Raw genomic sequence first — 22,858 nt, forward strand, 5'->3', positions numbered from 1 at the left:
TTTTACCTTCCCCCTTTGGAGTTAAATACATTTTTTGGCAATCCAGCATTATCAATCAACGTAGCTGGAGGTTTATAATGACCAGATCTGTCTGTCCAGTTGCTAATTGCACCTCGATTAGGCCCCATATTATTAAAGAACCGAATGGATCCAGCAAAATTAACCTCACCTCCACCACTTAAACCAAGGTGCGTGGAGAAATCGGGATTGCTATTTGGCCTTGTCACTTTAATTTCACCATTCGGCAAAGTAACAAAATCATACGATCCAGATGGTGTTATTTTTTTACCTTCAGGACTTTTCAACCAATAACGTCCACTTTCGTCTTGCAATAAATTCCTCACAGGAAATTGAGCTACTACTGCATGATCTGGATATAAATTCAACAACGTCCCACGATCTGTTATGTTTTGCCCGCTTGAAATATCTATACTTGGCCGACTCTGCACCACCGATACTGGATGGGCCATTCCTCCATCTGAAATTCCTTTAGCACCAGCATAAGGCTCATCTCCCACTGGAACATGAGGTCGGACTCCAACGGTTGCAGGTTTCGTCTCTAATACAGCTTCGGCCTGAAATACCTCCCTGCCCTGCCCCGGCTTCGTGCCACGATTATTACTCGCAATAGCTTTTCCACCTGCGATTGGTGCAATGACATCAATAATTATTGTTTCCGCAATTGCTTTCTTATCCCCCTCTGCTGCTTTTGCATAACGTTCAAGTTGTGTAGCGACAGCGGCATATTCAGGGCGAGGATCATTAATCAATGCAATTAAAAAAGGTAATTTTACCTCACTCATTTCACGATAACTTGTGGCTTTTATTCTATATGTATCGGAAATATTCTTTCCAAATAATTCTGCCTTCGCATTTTTTTTCTCCTGCAAATATACGCTATCACGATACCCACCACCTAGCCTGTCGATTTCATCAACAGCCAAACGAAGCTCCGTTCTGAGTGCCTGACATTGGGCACTTGTATCTGACTTACAACTCTCCAGCTTCGCATCCCGCTCAGCACTGCTTGCTTGCAACTGCTTTTCTCTTTCTTTATCACAGCCACTCCCTTTCGGATCCTTGGAACATGCTTTTGATATGGCGCTAAGTTCGAGAATTTCTTTGTGTTTCAGATAATTATTCGCCACCTCATTTGCCGCGGTCGCCGCTCCCGTCGCCCCACCAGCAGCGGCGCCCACCGCAGCGCCCGCCGCCAGCGTCAACGCATCACGCAGCGTTTCAGGCATATCAAGTTGCTTCAGCTGCTTGGCGATGCTATCAGTCGACAACGCCGCCGCGCCTGCGCCCAAAGCACCATTGGCGCCACCGGCAAGCCCGCCAATTGCCGTGTGCAAGGCAACACGCGCGAGTCCATCCTCTTTCCAATTCTCTGTTAACTCAACACTTTGACGCGTTAACTCTGCGCTTCTTTCAGGATCGGTTTCTCGAAGCTTATATGCTTCATCTGCCAATGCAGTCGCTTCTTTCAGCTTATCGGAAGCATAGGTCCCCAGCTTCTCTGCAGCAGCTGCCGCAAACGCCGCCGTCACATCCATCGTCGCCTGCAGCGCTGCCTTGTCAAAATTATTGCCAATCTTACCGCTGGAATCCACTCCAGTCGTTACATCGCGGTTCAGATCGGAGATAGCTTCATCCGCTCCCTTGCCCGTCGCTGCACGCTGAGCCGCATCATCGGTGATGACCAGAGTGCCGCCACTGATGCCGCTACGCGTAGTACTACTAGCGTTCTCGCTGAGCGCGACAATGGCAGGCAGGCCTGCGGTGGTGCCGCCTTTACCGCCAACATTGGTCAAATTCTTATTCTCTTCGGTCTCCTTGCCCGCTACCGAAAAACCGCCCGAAACACCCACACTGCTACCCTTCGATATCGCATGGTTGGCAATGTCGCTATGCGTCAGGGTCGCGGTCGTCAAACTGCTGTTCAGCTTGCCCGCCTCCGTGGCACTGATGACGGCTCCCTTCAAGTCCGTATTGCCGCCCACCTTGATCTGGAAGCCGCCGTTGCCTGCCCTGATGCCGCTTTGCTCCTGCACGCTGGCATAGTCGTTGTGCATCTTGCTCTGGCTATAGCTGCCGCTGAAGCTGGCGCCAATGCCCACCGTACCGCTGGCGGAAATGCTCTGGCTCTTGCTGTCGAACTTGGCCAGGTCTTGCAAGCTTTCCAGGTTCAGATTGCCCTTGATGTCGGCAATCACCTGGTTGGCGCTGGCCACGGCGCCCTTGATGTTGGTGTCGCCACCACTTGTGATAACCAGCTTGTCGCCTGCATTCACATGGGTATTGAGCTGCGTCGTGCCATCGCCATCCTCATGCCCCTTGCTGCCGCTGACGCTGGCCGTGAAGCCGAACGAGGTGCCCTGTGTGCTGACGATCGCCTTCACGCCCACGGAGGCGCTCAGGCTCGAGCTCTTGCTGTGCTGGCTTTCCGTGTCCTGCGCGGCCAGCAGATTGACGTTATTGTCGGCATGCAGGCGGATATCGTTCTTCGCGTTCAGGTCGCTGCCCAGGATATTGATGTTGCTATCCTTGCCGCCACCCAGGGCCGTGATGTTGATATTGTTGCCTGTCAATACGCTGCCGCTATGGGTGGTGCTGGCCGTGTTTTGCGTCTGGATGCTTTCCGAATGGCCCGCCGTCAGGCTGATGCTGATGCTTGGACCGCCTTCCTTCATCATGTCCTTGGCAGCGTCCTTGGCGGCCATGGCCGCCGTGGCCGCCGCCATCGCTGTGACACGGCCGTCCTTGGCCGTGCTGGCCGCCGAACTCATGGTTTGCAAGGTCTGGATGGCGCTGATCACGCTGCCGCCCAAAGCCAGGGTCAAGCCATCCTGCGTCGTCTTGACTTCAAATTTCCCCTTCTCATTGTCCTGGCCCGGCTTGATGGTGACGCTCTTGCCGATGATATCGAGATCCGTCGCGGCAAGAATATCGCTGCCGCCTATCGTCACGTTATTGCCGGCAACCATCGTCAATGCACCGCCTGTGGCGCCGATCGAACTGCGCGCCTCGCCGCTTTGCAAGGTGGCGTCCCGTTCCTGGTCTACGGTCGTGGTCTTGGTGCCATAGCTGAAGCCGATGCCGCCACTGCTCATGAAGCCGCTTTTCTTGGTACTCGTGTGATGCAGTTCGTATACCGTATTGGTGGCCGCGTCGATCGTGATGTTGTTGCCCGCGAGTAATCGCGTCGCGTCGTCGCTCAAGATGCTCGAACCAGTAACTTGCAAATCATGCCCGGCCTGCACCGTCACGCTGCTACCGCCAAGCGAGGTGCCGATGGCCGTGGTGGTATCGACCACATCGTGCTTGGTCGTCGTGGTCTTGTTCCAGAAACCCTTCTTCGTCGATTTGCTGGCAACATCAGTCACTTCGTTCTGGAAACCATTCACCAGGCTGATGTCATTGCCCGCCACCAGGCCCAAGGTACCGCGCGCCTGCACGTCCGCCGCGCGCGCCGTCAGATCATGGCCCGCCTGCAAATTGACGTTGCCGGCGCCCATGATCTGGCTGCCCACTTCACCTGTCTTGCTTTCTTTGCGGTAATTGTCCGCATTGCGCACTTGGTCGTGCGTCGAGGCGACGGCGACGGTATTGAGAGTCAGGTTATTACCTGCGACCAGGCTGGTCTGGCCATTCACGCCGGCATTGGCGATGACGCCTCCGGTCAGCGTCATATCACGGCCCGCCTGGGCGACCAGCGTATTGCCTTCACCCGTGCCGGTCACATACAGGCCTGCCACCTTGTCGACGACGGTGCTGGTTTCGCTATTGCCCATCCCTTTCTTGCTGGCATTGCTGACAGTGGTCGTGACGATGTTGATGTCTCGTCCGGCGCTTGCGATGAGCTTGTCTGTCGCGATCACCTGGCCGCCAGTATTATTAATATCATTGCCGGCCAGCATGACGATCTGCTTGCCGCCCAGCTCGCTGCCTTGGCTAGTGCCTTTGGTCGAGCTGTTGCCATACCAGCTTTGACGCGTTTCTGTATCCCGTGCCGTAGAAATGTCGATATTGCGTTCCGCAGACAGCTGCAGCGTTTCCGCTGCCTGGACATTTGCCGCTTTCAGCTGGATATTGTCACCGGCACTCAGGCGAATATCGCCGGCAGATGCAATCGTGCTGGCGGTTTCTTTGCTGGACGTATCGGTCATATGCCGCTGCCCAGGACCTGCCAACGTGAACTCACTACCGCTGTTCACTGTCGTGACGGCAATATCACGGCCAGCTGCGATGCCAATGCCGCCACCGGCATCCGTATTCACGACGGATGCACCCGCGATAGTCACGTCGCGCCCCGCAGATACCAGCAAATTACCGCTGCCGGCCGTGCCATTGCCTGTGACATACAGGCCCGCCAGATTATCCAGGGTGGTACGACTGAAGCTGTTTTTGCCATCGCCGCCGCTGGACGTCAGCGTGGACGTCTTCACGTTGATATCCCTTCCCGCACTGACTTGCAGCTCGCTATTGGCAGAAATGGTGCCGCTGATGTTGTTCAGGTCATTCCTGGCATGGGCCGAAATGGCGTCGCCAGTAATGCGCCCGCCCAGGTTGTCGATATTTTCCGCATTCAGCTTGACGATCGTGCGTCCGGCGATCGTACCGCTATTGGTCAAATCGCCTTCGAGATTCAGATTGACTTCCTTGCCGGCCAACAATCCGCCCTGGCCATCGATATCGCCCTCACGCACGCGCACATACACTTGCGGCGCCAGCACTTTTTGCGTGCTGCCGTCGGCCAGCACGACGTCCTGTTCCACCAGCCAGACGATATCGCTGGTCAGCCCCGCCATTTGCTCCGCTGTCAGCGCAATACCGGGACGAAGGTCCCATTGCTTGGCAAACGCGACACCTTGATCCATCAGTGCCTTGTACTGCTGTTCGTCACTGGTGTAATCGCCGACGAAACGCTGCCCCGTCAGCTCTGCGACTTGCTCGCGCACCAGGCGTTGCTCGTAGAAACCGTCGCCCAGGCGCTTTTGCGTCACGGAGGGATCGTTTTTCACCTGCTTGAGCAGATAATCGGAACCCGTCCACTCCCGATAACTGGCAAAGCGCGGATCCGTTTCCACCAGATAGCGGGATGATGGCGCAGAGCTCACTTTATACAGGCTGGCGTTCGGAATCTGCAGCGATGAACCCGTGGTCCGCACCACTTGTGCGCGCGTGGATGGATTGCCCAGTTTCACCTGGGTAATGCCATTCATGCGCACCTGCCCTATTCCACCGACAGCACCTGCGTATGCCGCGCTGCCTGTCGAGGCTGCAATAGCCACGTCTTTCAGCGGGTTTAATCCGGTTCCGGCGCTTGCTTGCGCGCCGTTGACACCCGCCAGCGCAGTCGACGCCAGCGTTGCAATTTCGCCGGCCCGGCCAAGCTTGGCGGCATCGGCAATACCGCCTGGTCCGCCCTTGCCCTGCACTTGATCTGCCGCAATGCCGGCCCCGGCTACGGGACCAAGGCCTGTATGCGAGCTGGCGTGGCTGCCGGCAATGCCACTCAACTGGGCAGCATTCACCGCCCCAAGCTCTCCAGCTTGGCCAAGGACGCCACCATGGGCCGCGCCGCCCGGCCCCTTGCCGCCCGACACGGCCGTGACCGCCCCCACAGACGAGCGAGACAGCAAGGCCGCATCAACGCCTGCGCCATGCTGGCCAGCGCCGCTGGCCGCATCAACGTGCGCGCCGGAAACCGTGTCAACGGCAACAGTACGGGCCGCATCGCCCGTACGCGTGCTGCCCGTCGCACCGTGAGCGCCCGACACCGTGGCGGCGCCCTGTGCGGCAACGCTACCTGCCGCGCCTGTCGACACGTGGTTCAGTGATGTCCCTGTATCTGCAGCGATGCCTGTCGCGCCATCAAGCTTGCTGCCTGGCGTGACGCCAACAGCCGCATCGGTGACGGGATTGCCAGCACGGTCAGTCTTTTGGACAACACTGCCGCCATCGACACGATTAGTTTCTTGACCGCTGACATCGGCTTTCCGGATTTCTGTTGCCTCCGTAGAAAAAGCCGAAGTGCGCACCTGCGTTTCCGCACCGCCTATGCGTTCCGCCGCACCACCAACGCCGTTTTTGACGGCACTGCCTGGTTTTGTGCCCTGGCCGCCGGTATTGGCATTTCCTTCATTGCGCGACGTACTGACAGAACTGGCTGGAATAGTCCTGGTCATGTCAACGGGCCGGATGCTTATCCCCGTCTGAAGCAAACCAGGGTTATTATTCACACGGTAGCGGGTTATTTTTCCTTTTTCATGTACAACTTTCTCCCCCTTGGTTGTCTTATTATTAAGAATCGCCCGATCTATATCCAATGTCCCACCGGCAATAATATGACTATTGTCATTTACAATCGAACCTGAGCTAATTTTTAAATTATTGCTTGCAATAATTCTCCCTGGATCGGAACTAACGACAACGCTCTCATAGGTTGTACGAATTACTTCACGCTTGATAAAATTTTGATGATAGATATCACCAGGTGTCACCAACGATATAGAAAGGTCGCTGGGATCGTTGTAACCAATACGATCCAGAATCACGCCTGGAGTACCCTCTGCATACGTGATATCGCTCCCATCTGGTTGATACTCAGATATATTCTCCGTCGTCATCCGCCCTTCCTCAAAAACCAGATGGTTATTGAGCACATTCACCTGACTCGCGCCCAGGTTCAAGCTCCCCAACGCCTCGATCGTCGCGCTGGCATTCGTCACCGCTCCCGCCCAGCCTGTGGCGATACGGTTGCCGTCCAGGTAGCCGCCGATGGCCATGTCGCCACCGCTGAAGATCAGGCCGTGTTCGCGGTTGTTGAGTGTCGTCACGCCGATATCGAGCCGCTCGCGTGCGGCGATGGTGGCCGCCACGCCGCCTCCCACGTCATTGTTGACGGTGCCGCCGGCTATGCTCAGATGGTCGCCATAGATGCGGCCCGTGCCGACGTTGTTCAGCGTGCCGACGTTCAGTTGTGTGCTGATGCCATCGATCACGCCGCGATTGTTCAGTACGCCGCCGACGTTGACGCGCGTTGTGCCCGCGTTGATGTCGCCCGTGACTGTGTTATCGAAATTCGCAGCGCCCAGGGTCAGCATGCTGAGCGCCTGGATTTTCCCGGCATTGGCCAGCTGTCCGCCGATGGTGATATCCGCATTACCGTTGGCCATGATCTCGGCGCCCGCGTTCAGCGTAAAGTTACCGGCCAGGTCCAGCGCCATATCTTTCTGTGACAACACCTTGCCGTCGCCGCTCAAGCTGCCCGCGCGGATGTCGGTGCGCTGGCCGCCGATGATGGTGCCGCCCGAGTTGGTGACGGCCAGTCCCCGGCCGGGGCCCGTGTCCTGCAGTGCCAGCGCGCCGCCGGCGCTGAGCATGCCCAGTGTGTTGTTGATAATGCCTGCACTGTTGATCGCCAGGTTGCCATCGGCGCGCACCGCGCCCTGCACATTGCTGACATTGGCACTGTTCAGGGTCACATGGATGCCTTCGACGCCCTGGTTCGCACCCAGCGTGCTGGCATTGTCAATGGTGCCGCCCGTCACCGTGACGGCCGCGCCGGAGCGGATCAAGCCTTGCTGGTTATTAATACTGCCGCCACCCGCGTTCAGGCCGATATTGCCCAGCACCTGGATTTGCCCGCCCTGGTTCTGCAAGCCGCTCAGGGTCAGGTCCAGCGCCGACTTGCCGACGATCTGGCCACCACGGTTATCCAGCTGGCCCACGCTGCCCGTGATGTTGCCGGCCGCGCCCAGATAGCCGCCCGCATTGTTCCAGCTGCCCGTTTGCAGGGTCAATCCTGCGCCGCTGCTGATGCCGCCCGCGCTGCCCGGATGGCGCACGGCATACGCGCCCGCATTGGTGTTGAGTAAAGCGTTGCCGTGCGTGTCGATGGTCATGGCGCCGCCCGACTGCAGCAAGCCGCCATCGTTGTCCAGGATGCCCGTCTGCAAGTTGACGGTGCCTGCGCCCGCCAGCGTGCCCTGCGTATTGTTGAAAACCTGGCCGTGCGTGTCGAGCGTGACATTCGCGCCCGCAATGGTGCCCTGCCCGTTCCACAGACCGCCATTGCGCAGGATGATATCGCCGCCCGCTTGCAGAGTGCCGCCATTGTTGACGGTGGCGCCCGTGGACGTGACCGCCAACAGGCCTTGTACCGAGGCCAACTTACCCCCGGCGCTGTTGTCGACGCTGGCCGCGTTCACGGTCATATTGCCCGTGGCGGCCAGCAAGCCGCCCGCATTGTTCAATGCCTGCACCACATTTGCCGTCAGCTGCCCGCCCGCCGTGGCGCTGCCGCCTTGGTTCAGCAGATTTCCGGCACCCAGCACGACATTGCCGCCGCCGGCGATGACGCCGCCATGGCGGTTGTCGAGCACGTTGTTTGCCGTCAGCGTCAGGTTGGCCGTGCCGGCCGCCTGCAGCTTGCCGCCCTGATTGTTGAGGGTCGGTGCAACAATCGTCGTGTTGCCGTTGCTGGCAATCGTGCCGCCGCGGTTGTCCAGGCTGGTCGTCAATTGAATGCTGGTATCGCCCTTGCCCAGCTGCGTCAGGTTGCCGCCCGCATTGTCCAGGATCGTGCCCGTCACGCTCACTTGCTGCGCGATGGTGCTGGCGTTGCGGTGGTCGATGGCGCCGGCCGTGACGACCAGCGCGCCATTGCCCGTGATCTGTCCGCGCTGGTCGTTCAACTGCGCGGCCTGCAGACTCAAGGTGCCGCTGCCCGCATGTTCGATCTTGCCATCCGTATTCGTCAGCGTACCCGCTTTCAGGCCCAGGTTGGCGCTGTTGACGGCGATGCGCCCGCCCGTGTTGTCCAGCACGCCTGCTGGCGATGTCAAGTCGATGGCCGTATTGCCGGCACCCGTCTGTACGATGCTGCCTTGCTGGTTGTTCAGGTTGCCGGCTGTGACGGCAAGTTGGCCGGCGCTGATGTCGCCGCGCTGGTTGTTCCAGCTTGCCTGTCCAGATGTAATCGTCAAGGCGCCGGGCGTAGTGACCACGGCGCCACTGGTGCTGACATCACCGCTTGTCGCCGTCAGGCTGATATTGCCAGCGCTGCTGCGGCTGCCGCCGAGGTCGACGCTGCCGCCGCGCAGGACGGCATTGCCTGCCGCCAACACTTGCCCATGCGCTCCCAATGCCTGCTGCGCCGTGATTTGCAGATTGCCGCTCGTCTGCAGGCTGCCATCGGCTTTCACACCCGCGCCGATCAGGCTGGCCGCGCCGCTGTTGACGCTGTTGGCACTGATCGTGTTGTTGCCCTGGGCCAGGATCACGCCGGCATTTTCCAGCGCGCCCGTCACGGTGAGCGTTTGTTCTGTGCCGGCAAACAGGCTGCCGCTGTTGCGCACGCTGCCCGCCGTCGTCGTCAGATTGCCGCTGGCAACGAGGCTGCCTTGCGCATTGAGCAGCTCGTCCATCGTCAATTGCGCATTGCCGCCTGCCGCCTGCAACTGGCCCAGGGTATTGTCTACCTTGCCGCCAGCCAGCGTCAGGTCGCGCCCGGCAATGATCACGCCGCTAGTATTGTCCAGCTTGCCCGTTGCTGCCACATTGACATCTTGTGCAGAAGCAATACGGCCATGCTCATTGAGCAACTCGCCCGTTTCCACGCGCACATTGCCATTCGCCTCGATCTTGCCGCCGCTATTGTCCAGGCGCGTACTGGCCAGCACTGTCGCCGCGCTCGTGCCCAGCTGCGTGATCTGCCCCTGGCGATTATCGAGGATGCCGGCGGAGACGTTCACCTGCTGCGCCAGCAGGCTCGCATTGCGGTGATCGAGGTAATTGGCCGCCACCTGCAGCGCGCCATTGCCCGTCAGCTGGCCCCGCTGGCCATACAAATTGGTGGCGCGGATATCCAGCACGCCCTTGCCGGCATGCTCGATCTTGCCGTCGATATTCGTCAAGTCGCCCGCCTGCAGGCGCAGGTTGGCGCTGTTGACGGCGATGCGCCCGCCCGTATTGTCCAGCTTGCCTGTTTCGATGACCGTGTCGCCAGCACCCGTCTGTATCAAGATGCCTTTGGCGTTGTCCAGGTTGGCCATGCGCAGGGACAGTTGCCCCGCACTCAGACTTCCGCCCTGGTTGATCAATGCCTGCCCATTGGCCGCATTCGCCGTGATAGCCAGCAAACCATTCGTCGACACGACCGCCTTGCTGCTCGTCACATTGCCCGTCAAGGCCGTCAAGCCGATATTCGCCGCGCTGATCTGGCTGCCGCCCGCGTCGATCGATGCGCCCGTCAGCTGCAGCTGGCCGGCCGCCATGTTCTGGCCACCAGCCTGCAAGGCGCCACGGGCCGTCACGGTCAGGTCACCGGCCGCGGCAAAGCTGCCATCGGCGCGCATGCCTGCCGCCAGCAATCCATTACCGCTCAGACTGCCCGCCGTGATCGTCGTATTGCCGAGGGCTGCCAGCGAGCCTGTATTGCTGAGCAAGCCGCCGATATCCAGAGTCTGGTTGCGCCCCGCATACAACACGCCAGCGTTCAGCACATCACCGACGACTTTGGCGGTGATATCCGTGGCCGCGCTGAGCGTGCCCTGCGCATTGCGCAGGCTGGCCGCATCCAGGCGCAAGGCGCCGGTCCCCGCCTGCAGCAAGCCGCGCGTATTGTCGATGGCGCCGCCCAAGTGCAAATCGGTTGCCGCCGCGATCACGCCATCGGTATTGACGAGCGCGCCAGTGCTGGCGATGTCGGCGGACGTGGCCGAGGTGATCTTGCCCTTGCTGTTGTCCAGGCTGCCGGTCTGCACCGACAAGGTGCCGTTGCCAACGATTTCGCCATTTGAATTGTCCAGTTGGCCGGTGACGGCCACCGTCATGCCGCCCGCGCCCGTCTGCAGCAGATGGCCGCCCCGGTTGCTCAGGCTCTCGGCCTGCACGTTCAGGGACCGTCCCGTGGTGGTGGCGTTGGCGTGGTCGAACAAGCCTGCCTTCAGATCGACGGCGCCATTGCCGATGATACTGCCGCCGGCCCCCTGCAAGTTTGCTGCCGTGATGGCCAGGGTGCCAGCACCCGCATGCTCGATCTTACCGCCCGCATTCGTCAAGGTGGCCGCGCCCAGGGCCAGATTGGCGCTATTGACGGCGATGCGCCCCGCGCTGTTGTCGAGATTGCCCGTCTGAATAACGGTATCGCCCGTGCCCGTCTGGATGACGCTGCCCTTGGTGTTGTCCAAGTTGCCCACATGCAAGTCGAGCTGGCCCGCCTGCAATGTGCCTTCCGCGTTGTGCAGGTTGGCGCTCGTCGTGATGTTGAGCGCGCCTGGTGTCGACACCACCGCCTTGTTCGTGCTGACATCGCCCGTTGTTGCCGTCAGGCCGATGTTCGTCGCGCTGGTCTGGCTGCCGCCGATGTCGATGCTGGCACCTGTCAGATTGGCATAGCCCGCCGCCAGGTTCTGGCCGTGCGCGGCCAGCGTTTGTGTTGTGCTGATCGTCAAGTCGCCAGCCGTGCCCAGCTTGCCATCGGCCTGCATACCGGCGCCGATCAGGCTACTTGCGCTGCTATCGAGGCTTTTCGCCGTGAGGCTGTTGTTGCCTTGCGCCGCGATCACGCCCGTGTTCACGATGGCGCCGCTGGCGGTCAAGGTTTGATTGCCGGCCGCATACAGGCTGCCGCTGTTGTTCAAGGTGTCGAGCGTAGCGTTCAGGTTGCCGCCGGCAAACACGCTGCCCGCGTTGTTGTTCAGCTTGCCAACCTTCAAGGTCGCATCGCCCGCCACGGCCTGCAACTGACCCTTGGTATTGTCGATATCGCCACCGGTCAATGCCAGATTGCGCCCCGCCGCCACCGTGCCTTCCGTGTTATCCAGGCTACCGATGTTCAACTTGGCATCCTGTGCCGCCACGATGCGGCCCTTGTTGTTCAACAACGTACCTGCTTTCACCAGAGCATCGCCATTGCCTTCGATATTGCCGCCCGTGTTGTCCAGCAAACCAGTCGCATTGACATTCATCAAACCTGTACCCGCTTGCGCCAGGCTGCCGGCACGGTTGTCCAGGCTGCCCGCGTTCACCGTCAGCTGATTGGCCACGGTGGTGGCATTGCGGTGGTCCAAGGTCGCAGCGGTGAGGTCCACTTTGCCGTTGCCCGTAATCTTGCCGAACTGGTTGTTGAACTGGCCCGCGTTGATAGCCAGGATGCCCGCGCCCGCGTGTTCCAGCTTGCCATTGATATTGGTCAAGACGGAGGCGTTCAAGGCCAGGTTCGCGCTGTTGACGGCGATGCGGCCTGCCGTATTGTCCAGCTTGCCGGTGGTGATGACGGTGTCGCCCGTGCCCGTCTGCACGATCTCCCCGCTGGCGTTGTTCAGGTTGACCACGTTCAGTTGCAACTGGCCGGCCACCAGCTGGCCCTGCGTATTTACCAGTGACTGCGCGTTATGCGCGTTGCCCGTGATGGCCAGCACGTTGCTGGCGGAAATCACCGCCTTGTTCGTCACGACATCGCCAGTAGTTGCCGTGATGGCGATATTCGCTGCGCCAGTCTGGCTACCCGACAAATCGACCGATGCACCTTTCAACTGAGCGCTGCCCGCTGCCAGGTTCTGCCCGCTCGCTTGCAACACGCCATCGGCATGGATGGTCAAGTCGCCTGCCGTGCCCAGGCTGCCGTCCGCTTTCACGCCGGCACCCAGCAAGCCGCTGCTGGTCATTTTGCCAGCGGTAATCGTCGTGTTATTCACAGAGGCAATCGACCCGCTGTTGTTCAGCAAGCCACCCACCGTCAATTGCTGGTTGCGGCCCGCGTACAGCAGGCCAGCGTTATTCAAATCACCACTCACTTTCGCCGTCAGGTCCATGCCAGCGCTCACTGTCCCCTGCTGGTTCAGCAAGGTCGCCGCCTCAAGATGTAAATTGTCCGCCTGCAATACGCCGCGCGTGTTGTCCAGTGCAGTGCCGCCAACCTGCAGATTGGTGGTGGCGGCGATCACGCCATCCGTATTGTTCAGCACACTGTTGCTGATGACAGAAGCTGCTGCCGCCGACGTGATGCGGCCCTTGTTGTTGTCCAGCACACCCGCCTGCACATTCAGCGTCCCCATGCCCGCATGCTCGATTTTGCCATCCTGGTTCGTGACCTTGACGGCATAGATACTCAAGTTCGTGCTGTTGACGGCGATGCGGCCAGCCGTGTTGTCAAGATTGCCCGTCTGGATGACGGTATCGCCCGTGCCCGTTTGCAAGAGAGTGCCCTTGGCGTTGTCCAGATTGCCCACATGCAAGTCGAATTGACCCGCCTGCAAGGTGCCTTCCGTGTTGTGCAGGGCGGCATTGCTCGTGATGTTCAATGTGCCTGGCGTCATCACCACGGCCTTGTTCGTGGCAACATCGCCCTGAGTGGCCGTCAGGCCGATGTTCGTCGCGCTGGTCTGGCTGCCGCCGATGTCGATGCTGGCGCCTGTCAGGGTCGCCTTGCCCGCCGCCAGATTCTGGCCGTGTGCAGCCAGCGTTTGCGCGGTGTTGATGGTCAAGTCACCAGCCGTACCCAGCTTGCCATCGGCCTGCATGCCGGCGCCGATGAGGCTGCTTGCGCTGCTGTCGAGGATCTTTGCCGTGAGGCTGGTGTTGCCTTGTGCCGCGATCACGCCCGTGTTAATGATGGTGCCGCTGGCGGTCAAGGTCTGGTTACCAGCCGCATACAGGCTTCCGCTGTTATTCAAGGTATCGAGCGTAGCGCTGAGGTTACCGCCAGCGAACACGCTGCCTGTCGTATTATTCAAGGTCGCAACATTCAAGGTCGCATCGCCCGCCACGGCCTGTAACTGGCCCTTGGTATTGTCGATGTCAGCACCGCTCAATGCCAGGTTGCGGCCTGCAGCCACGATCCCTTCCGTATTGTCCAGACGATCTACATTCAACGCGGCATCCTGCGCCGCCACGATGCGGCCCTTGTTGTTCAGCAAGGTAGTGGCCTTTACCAGCGCATCGCCATTGCCTTCGATCTTGCCGCCCGTATTGTCCAACAAACCAGTCGCATTGACGTTCATCAAACCTGTACCCGTTTGCGCCAGGCTGCCGCTGCGGTTGTCCAGCGTGCCCGCATTGACCGTCAGCTGGTTCGCGATGGTCGTGGCATTGCGGTGATCCAAGCTAGTCGCCGTGATGTCGAGCTTGCCATTACCCGTAATCTTGCTGAACTGATTGTTGAACTGGCCCGCGTTGATGGCCAGGATGCCGGCGCCTGCGTGCTCCAGCTTGCCATTGATGTTCGTCAATACCGTGGCGTTCAAAGCCAGGTTCGCGCTGTTGACGGCGATACGACCCGCCGTGTTGTCGAGTTTTCCTGTGGTAATGGTTGTATCGCCGGTGCCCGTTTGCACGATGTCGCCGCTGGCGTTGTTCAGGTTGGCCACGTTCAGTTGCAACTGGCCGGCCACCAGCTGGCCCTGCGTATTTACCAGTGACTGCGCGTTATGCGCGTTGGCCGTGATGGCCAGCACGTTGCTGGCGGAAATCACCGCCTTGTTCGTCACTACATCGCCAATATTTACCATGATGGCGATATTCACCGCGCCAGTCTGGCTACCCGACAAATCGACCGATCCACCTTTCAACTGAGCGCTGCCCGCCGCCAGGTTCTGCCCGCTCGCTTGCAACACGCCATCGGCATGGATGGTCAGATCGCCTGCCGTGCCCAAGCTACCGTCCGCCTTGATGCCAGCACCCAGCAAGCCGCTGCTGGTCACTTTGCCAGCGGTAATATGGGTGTTGTTGACGGAGGCGATCGACCCCGTGTTATTCAGCACGCCGCCCACCGTCCATTGCTGGTTGCGGCCCGCGTACAGCAGGCCAGCGTTGTTCAGGTCACCGCTCACTTTCGCCGTCAAGTCCGTGCCGGCGCTGAGCGTGCCTTGCTGGTTCAGCAAGGCCGCCGCATCAAGGTGCAAATTGTCCGCCTGCAATACACCGCGCGTGTTGTCCAGTGCAGTGCCGCCAACCTGCAGATTGGTGGTGGCGGCGATCACGCCATCCGTATTGTTCAGCACACCTTTGCTGATGACAGAAGCTGCTGCCGCCGACGTGATGCGGCCCTTGTTGTTGTCCAGCACGCCCGCCTGCACGGACAGGATGCCGGTTCCCGCATGCTCGATCTTGCCATCGCGGTTCGTCAGCGTAGTCGCATCGAGGGCCAACTTGTTGCTGTTGACGGCGATGCGGCCAGCCGTGTTGTCCAGATTGCCGGTCTGGATGACGGCGTTACCCGTACCCGTTTGCAGCAACGTACCTTTGGCGTTGTCCAGGTTTGCCACATGCAGGTCGAGCTGGGCCGCCTGCAAAGTACCGTCCGTGTTGTGCAACGTGGCGCTGGTCGTCACGTTCAACGTGCCCGGCGTCGTCACCACGGCCTTGTTCGTGCTGACCTCGCCCTGGGTTGCCGTCAGGCCGATGTTGGCCGCGCTGGCCTGACTGCCACTGATGTCGAGCGTGGCACCTGTCAGATTGGCATTGCCGGCCGCCAAAATCTGGCCGTGTGCATTCAGTGCTTGCGCGGTGCCGATCGCCAGGTCGCCAGACGTGCCCAGCTTGCCATCGGCCTGGATACCGGCGCCAATGAGACTGCTTGCACTGCTATCGAGGCGATTGGCCGTGATGCTGGTATCTCCCTGCGCCGCGATGACGCCCGTGTTGACGATGGCGCCTGTTGCGTTCAGGGATTGATTCCCGGCCGCATACAGGCTGCCTGTATTATTCAGGCTGGCCAGTGTCGCGTTCAGGTTGGCGCCGGCAAACACGTTGCCTGCCGCATTGTTCAAGTTCGCGACGTTCAAGGTGGCGTTGCCGGCCACGGCTTGCAACTGGCCCTTGGTATTGTTGATGTCAGCACCGCTCAATGCCAGGTTGCGCCCTGCGGCCACGATCCCTTCCGTATTGTCCAGGCTACCCACATTCAATTCGGCATCCTGCGCCGCCACGAAGCGGCCCGTGCTGTTCAGCAAGGTTGCTGCCTTCACAAGCACATCGCCATTGCCCTCGATCTTGCCGCCCGTGTTGTTCAGCGAGCCGCCGGCATTGAGGCTCATCAAACCTGTACCCGTTTGCGCCAGGCTGCCGGCGCGGTTGTCCAGGCTGCCGGCGTTGACGATCAGCTGATTCGCCACCGTCGTCGCATTGCGGTGGTCGATGGCGGCGGCAGTGATGTCAAGCTTGCCATTGCCCGTGATCTTGCCGTACTGGTTGTTGAACTGACCTGCGTTAATGGCCAGAACGCCTGCACCCGCGTGTTCCAGTTTGCCATTGATGTTCGTCAACACCGTCGCGTTCAACGCCAGGTTCGCGCTGTTGGCGGCGATACGGCCGGCCGTGTTGTCCAGCTTGTCCGTCCTGATGACGGTATCCCCACTCCCTGTCTGCACTATCTCGCCGCTGGCGTTGTTCACATTCACCACGTTCAGCTGCAACTGCCCACCCACCAGTTGCCCTTGGCTATTCACCAGCGATTGTCCATTGTTCGCATTGGCGGTAATAGCCAGCAGATTGCTGGCGGAAATCACGGCCTTGTTCGTCAATACGTCGCCGCTGCGCGCGGTGATGGCGATGTTGCTTGCCCCCGTCTGGCTGCCCGACAAGTCCACATTGTCGCCCGCCAGCACGGCGCTGCCCGCCGCCAGGTTCTGGCCACTCGCTTGCAAGACGCCATCGGCGTTGATGCTGAGATCACCTGCCACGCCCAAGCTGCCGTCCGCTTTCACGCCGGCGCCGAGCAAGCCGCTGCTGGTCACTTTATTAGCGGAAATATTGGTGTTGCCAACGGAGGCGATGGAACCGCTGTTGTTCAGCACACCGCCCACCGTCAGTTGCTGGTTGCGGCCCGCGTACAGCAGACCGGTGTTGCTCAAGTCTGCGCTGAGGCGCGCCCTCAGGTCCGAACCGGCGCTGAGCGTGCCCTGCTGGTTCAGCAAGGTCGCCGCACCCAGACGTAAATTGTCCGCCTGCAATACGCCATGCGTGTTGTCAATATTTACACCTGCCACATGCAAGTCGGCAGTCGCAGCAATCACGCCGTCCGTATTGGTCAGCGCGCCCTTGCTGGTGATATCTGCCGAGGCAGCGGACGTGATACGGCCCTTGCTGTTGTCCACCACAGCAGCCTGCACTTGCACGCCGCCATTGCCGGCAATGTTGCCGCGCGTATTGTCCAGGGTCTGCGCCACGTCCACGCGCATCTGTCCTGGTCCCGTCTGCTGCAGGGTACCGTCGCGGTTGTCCAGATTGTCGGCCTGCACTGTTACCTGCTGCCCGGTCGTGACGGCATGGCGGTGATCAATTGTTTCCGCCTGGATATCAACCAGGCCATTGCCCGTCACCTTGCCGCGCTCGTCATCGAAACGCACCGCGTCGATGCTCAGGCTGCCCGTGCCCGCGTGCTCGATGCTGCCGTCGCGATTAGTCACCTGTTCCGCAGTCAGCGCCAGCTTGGCGCTGTTGACGGCGATGCGTCCGCCCGTGTTGTCCAGGGTGCTGCCTGTCAATACCGTGTCGCCAGCGCTCGTCTGGATCAAGGTGCCGCCGCGGTTGTCGAGCGATCCCGTTGTGATATCCAACTGGCCCGCGCTCAGGGTGCCGCGCACGTTCGACAGGGCCTGGCCGCTGCCGGCCGTCGTCACGGACAGCAGGCCCGTGGTCGTCACCAGTGCGCCATCGGTGACGACGTTGCCGGCGCTGGCGTTCAGGCTAATCGCCGCGCCGCCCGTCTGGCTGCCGCTCAGGTCGATGGCCGCTGCGTGCATGCTAGTCTTGCCGGCGGCCAGGTTCTGACCGTGCGCACTGATCGCTTGCGCAGTCGTCAGTTGCAACTGGCCGTTGCCGGCCAGGCTGCCGTCGGCGCGGATGCCGGCGCCCAGCAGGCTGCCAGTAGCGCTGTCGATGCGGCTGGCGTCGACGCGGTTATCGCCTTGCGCGGCAATGACGCCGCTGTTGCTGACGGCGCCGCTGACCTGCAGCGCCTGGCTGCCGGCCGCATACAGGTTGCCGCTATTGAGCACTTCGTTGGCCCGGGTGGCAAGGTTGCCACCGGCAAACACGCTGCCGGCCGTATTGTTCAGCTTTGCCACCGTCAGGGCCGCATCGCCCGCCAGCGCCTGGATCTGGCCGCGCGTATTGTCGACGTCGCCGCTGTCGAGGCGCAACTTGCCGCCCGCCGCCAGGGTCGCCTCGGTATTGTCCAGCGCACCTGTCGACAGCGCCACATCCGTGCCCGAGACGATACGGCCCTTCTGATTTTGTACATTCCCCGCCTGCACGCTCAAAGCGCCATTGCTTTCCAGCGCGCCACCGCGATTGTCCAACCCGCCGCGCACGTGCACGCCGGTAGCGCCCTGGCCGCTCTGCGCCAGGCTGCCGCCCCGGTTGTCCAGGGTTGCGGCGTCGATGCTGAGCTGCCCCGCCACCGTGCGCGCAGCGCGGTGGTCGATGTGCTCGCCCGTGAGCGCCATGGCGCCATTACTGAGGATGCTGCCGCGCTGCAAGTTGACTTGCGCTGCGCCGATCTCCAGCGCGCCCGTACCCGCATGCTGGATTTGCCCATCCTGATTGCTCAGGCTGGCAGCATGCAGACGCAAAGCCTGGCTATTCGTGGCGATGACGCCGCGCGTATTGTCCAGTGCACCCGGCAAGCGGATGGCCAGATCACCGTTGCCCAGTTGCATGATCTGGCCGCCCACGTTCGACAAGTCGTGCGCGTTCACGCCCAATTGCTGACCCACCAGTTGCGCCGCATCGCTGCGCACGGTGTGCGCCGCGTCCAGTTGCAGGCGGTCGCGGGCGGTGACCTGCGCGCGGCTGGCATCGAGGTCGCCAGCGCTGGCGCCCAGGCTGACATTCCCGCCCGAAACTTGCGCCCCAGCAAGGTCCAGCTGGCGCGCCGCCAGGCTGCTGTCGCCGCCAGCCACGGCCGTGCCGTGCACGGCAATGGTGTCGCCAGCAGAAACGCTCAGCTTGCCGCTGGCAGCCAAGGTATTGTCCAGATTCAAGCCAGCCGCCAGCACCGAGCCAGCAGTGGCATCGATGCGCGCCGCCGCCCCCGTGGCATGCACCTTGGCATTGCCCTGGGCCGCGATCACGCCGCTGTTGGCAATGTTGCCCTGCGCCTGCACCTGGCTGTCGCCGCCCGCATACACGGTGCCGCTATTGGCTACGTCGCCCGTCACGGCAATGCTGGTCTGGCTGCCCGCGCCGGCGGACTGGATATTGCCGCTGTTGCTCAGCCAGCCATTCGATTGCAGCACCAGATTACCCGCCGTGGCCGCCAAGACGCCCGCATTGCGCACGCCCAGGCCCGCTTCCGTGCCGATCAGGGTGATCTTGCCCGCGTACATGCCGCCCAGCTGTGCCACGTCCAGCGCGTAGGCCGGGGCCGGCCCCACGCCAGCAATACCGCCCGCCACGCCATGCGCCGCATCGATCTGGTTCGCCCCCGTCACCACTTTCAATTCCTGCGCCCAGATGCCGACATTGATCTGTGCGGCGCGCGCCAGGATGGCCGTGTAGTCGCTCAGCGACGTGTCCAGGCCACGCCCGTTGATGCTGACCACGCCGCGCTGCACCATGTAGCCGTCCAGGTTGCCGCCGTTGAGGATAGGCGTGCCCGTCGTCAGCGTGACCCGACTGGCATTGATGAAACCGCCGCCGTCGATGGCCACGCCGGCCGGATTGGCGATGACGACTTCGGCCCGCAGGCCCGCCACCTCGACATAGCCGCGCAGCTGGCTCGGGTTGGCTGAGTTGACTTCGTTGAGGATCACGCGCGCACTGCCGCCCGCCAGCCATGGGTTGCCTTGCACCCAGCCGCCCGTCTGCGTCTGCACATTGCCGCGGCTATTGTTCAGGATGGCGCCATTCGCCGTCACGTCGAACTGGCTGTAGGTATTGCGCGACACGCCCGCCGCGCTCGGCGTCTGGATGTTGACCTGTGTCACGCCGTTCGCGCTTTGCACCACGGTCGGACGCTGGCGGCCCGGCGCGTTCGGATCGGCCACGATCTGTCCCATGGCCGGCCCGGCGACAAAACTCACCATGCCCAGCGCGCCAAATATCGCCAAGGCCAGGGGCCGCAATTTGGCATTGACCCCGCCACCGCCATCACCGCCAAACACGCCGCTGTCCAGGCCTCCCTCCCCCTTGGCAGCCTTGCCTTGCGACGAAGCATTTTCGGCGACGACCATCAATTGGCCACGGCGTTTGTTGAAGATGATGCGGTACAGGTTCTTGTTCATGAAAGTCCTAATAGCGGCCAAATACAGGGAAAGGAAAACGTCTGGCGGATGGCTGCGTTTAGTGACTTAATTCTTTAAAACTACGTAACTACATTGCTAAATATCAATAACTGGCGTTCAGGCTGAAACCGGCCGTATGGCTGGCCGTGCGGAAGAGTTCAGGCTTGTGCACGGGCCAGCCGACAAAAGCGTCGTACTGCACGCCCAGCCATTGCCCCCGCAAGCCGACGAAGCCGCCCGTCAGGCGCCGTGCGATCAGCCATTCCGCGGACGGCCCGGATACCTCGCCATGATCGAGTCCCGCATACGCTTGCTGGCCGCTGCTACCCAGCGGCACGCCGACTTCGTTGCGCAGCAGCCAGCCACGCTCGGCCGACAGGCTGCTTTCGCCGTCATAGCCGCGCACCGTGTAGCGCCCGCCGATGGCGAAGCGGTCTTGCGGCACCAGCGGCGTACGGTTGTGCTGCGTGCGCCAGCTACCCGTGTAGTGCAACGGCTGGCCAGCCAGCATGAACGGCGCCGACACGGCCGCGTCGGCCAGCAGCAAGCGCATGCGCGAGGTACCCTCGCCAAACGCTTCCTCGGGAGCGGCCAGCGCCTCCATCGCGCCCGTGCCGCGCCGGTATTGCAGGTTCACGTCCAGGGTCGCCTGGCCCATGAATTCGCGGTGGCCGATACCGATTTCCCAGCCGGCCATGCGGCGGCGCTGCACTTCCACTTCCGTGTCGTCGATGAAGTTTTGCGCGGAACGTTGCCAGCCCCGTAGCGACACCGTCGTCTTGCGCGAGGCGTCGCGGTACACCAGGCGCGACAACTTGACTTCGCGATTCTGGCTGGCGCCGCTGTAGTTGTAGTCCTGGCTGATGCCGGCCACGGACTGGTGGTAATGGCTGTCGCTGACCGTGAAGGCCAGCAGCCAGTAGGCGTAGGGAATCGAATAGTGGGCCACCATGCCGGCCGTGCCGCGCGGGCCGTCGCGGTCACCGTCGACGTTCTGGTTCAGGCTCAGGTAAAACAGGTCGTTCAGGGTCAGCCAATGGTCATACGACAGGGTCACGCTGCCCTGCAGCTTGCCCGTCGAGCGCGAACCGCCATCGTCGAGGCCCAGCGCCAGGCGGAATGGCAAGCCCTGCTTCCACTGGATCTGCAGGTCGCTCTCGCCCGGCTTCGCATTGCCGCCCTCGGCCGGCATGATCTGGATATCGGCTTCGGCCGTCGGCACGCGCTTGAAGTTTTCCAGCGCCTGTTCCGTATCGCGCACATTGAGCAAGTCGCCAGGGCGCGCCGGCACGGCATTCCACCACGTGGCGCGGGGATTCGTGCCGGGCGCAAAGCCGATCTGGCGGATGCGCCCCGGTATCAAGGTCAAGGCCAGCGTCCCCTTGCTCAAGTCCTGCGGTTCGGCCAGCACGCGCGTGGTGACATAGCCGCGCGCGATGATGGCGTTCTGCAGCCGCCCCATCAGCACATTGATGGCCTGCGTGCCCAGGCAGCGTCCCAGCGCAGAGTCCGGCGCACCCAGGTCGTCGCGCCCGGCGGCAGCCAGCGCCCACTGGAATTGCGCGGCGCCCTCGCCTCGCAACACCAACTGGTCAATCGTAAAGCATGGCGATTCGCCCGCAGGCAGGCGGTTGGCGGACGCGGCCGCGGGTGCATCGAGCAGGCGCACGTCGGGAGTGCGTTCCTGCTGCTGGCGCAGGAGGCGCTCACGTTCTTGCTGGCGGATAAGTTCTTGGCTGGCATCGTCGCGCTGGCTGGCGCCAGGCGGATTGGGAAGGGGCGGTGCAATTTCAGGACGGGTCTGCGCGGACACGGCGGCGCACAAGGTGCCGCTAAACAAAAATACACCGCACCATGGCGTCAAGCGCAGGTGCATATGTTGCCTTACGTAAATATTTTCTTAAGTAGATTATAAAATAATTATTTCCGCATGGCAATTTTATTTATTTCTTGAGAACTTTACCTCTTTGGTAACCACCTTTCAACTATCCAATTACCACTAGCAAAACAGGTGAGTAGGAGATGGTGCATCGACATGAGCCCATAAAAGAGCCCTGTCAAACAGGTCTTCAGCTTGCTCAGTCATTCCGATACACAAAGTTTCCCACAAAAAACTTACTCCAACTCGATGCTCAATGGGATAGCTAAGCCATGGGCTGTTCTACATTTTCAAACCACTAAACTGCTGCTACCCTCGCAAATACTCTCACCGGATATATCCATCCTGTCCGATTTGTCGCGGACTGGAGGGCAGAGGCAAGCCCGTTCGCTCATACCGGTCACCATATCTTGCGCTTTTCACTGCGCGAGTAAGACAGTCAGTCGAACCGTATACACATTTGAGAAACTGATGCGTACCCTATGGGCTGAGATCGGGTAAGAATACCCCCGGCCTCCCCATCGCCTTGATCGGCAAGCTGCGCACCCTGCGCATGCAGCGGGACGAGGCCAAGGTCGTGTAAGATTTACAAAGCTGACCACGCTCCACTTTCGCCAGTCGGGCCATCCACCTTGCCACCATCCTGATGGGCCCATCGGCATGGGCTATCAACCGGCGACGTATGGCTGGCAGCAAGGATTGCTTAGGCCACGCGCAGGAGTCGGGCGGCACTGTCAGCGTC

At 61.1% G+C, this 22,858-nt stretch carries 2 protein-coding genes; both read right to left on the reverse strand.

What is annotated here, in order from left to right:
• Positions 1 to 2 precede the first annotated feature (2 nt).
• A complete protein-coding gene (locus tag NCG91_RS06535) occupies positions 3 to 20,237 on the reverse strand; it encodes a two-partner secretion domain-containing protein (protein ID WP_251349108.1) in 20,235 nt (6,744 codons plus the stop codon).
• Positions 20,238 to 20,340: 103 nt separating this feature from the next.
• A complete protein-coding gene (locus NCG91_RS06540) occupies positions 20,341 to 22,113 on the reverse strand; it encodes a ShlB/FhaC/HecB family hemolysin secretion/activation protein (protein WP_251349109.1) in 1,773 nt (590 codons plus the stop codon).
• Positions 22,114 to 22,858: the final 745 nt, after the last annotated feature.

The organism is Janthinobacterium kumbetense (genome assembly GCF_023703445.1).
Lineage (GTDB): Bacteria > Pseudomonadota > Gammaproteobacteria > Burkholderiales > Burkholderiaceae_D > Janthinobacterium > Janthinobacterium kumbetense.

What these genes read in the sequence shown, in the direction of transcription:
- NCG91_RS06535 (WP_251349108.1), bottom strand. Translation starts at nt 20,237, where the DNA reads ATGAACAAGAACCTGTACCGCATCATCTTCAACAAACGCCGTGGCCAA.
- NCG91_RS06540 (WP_251349109.1), bottom strand. Translation starts at nt 22,113, where the DNA reads ATGCACCTGCGCTTGACGCCATGGTGCGGTGTATTTTTGTTTAGCGGC.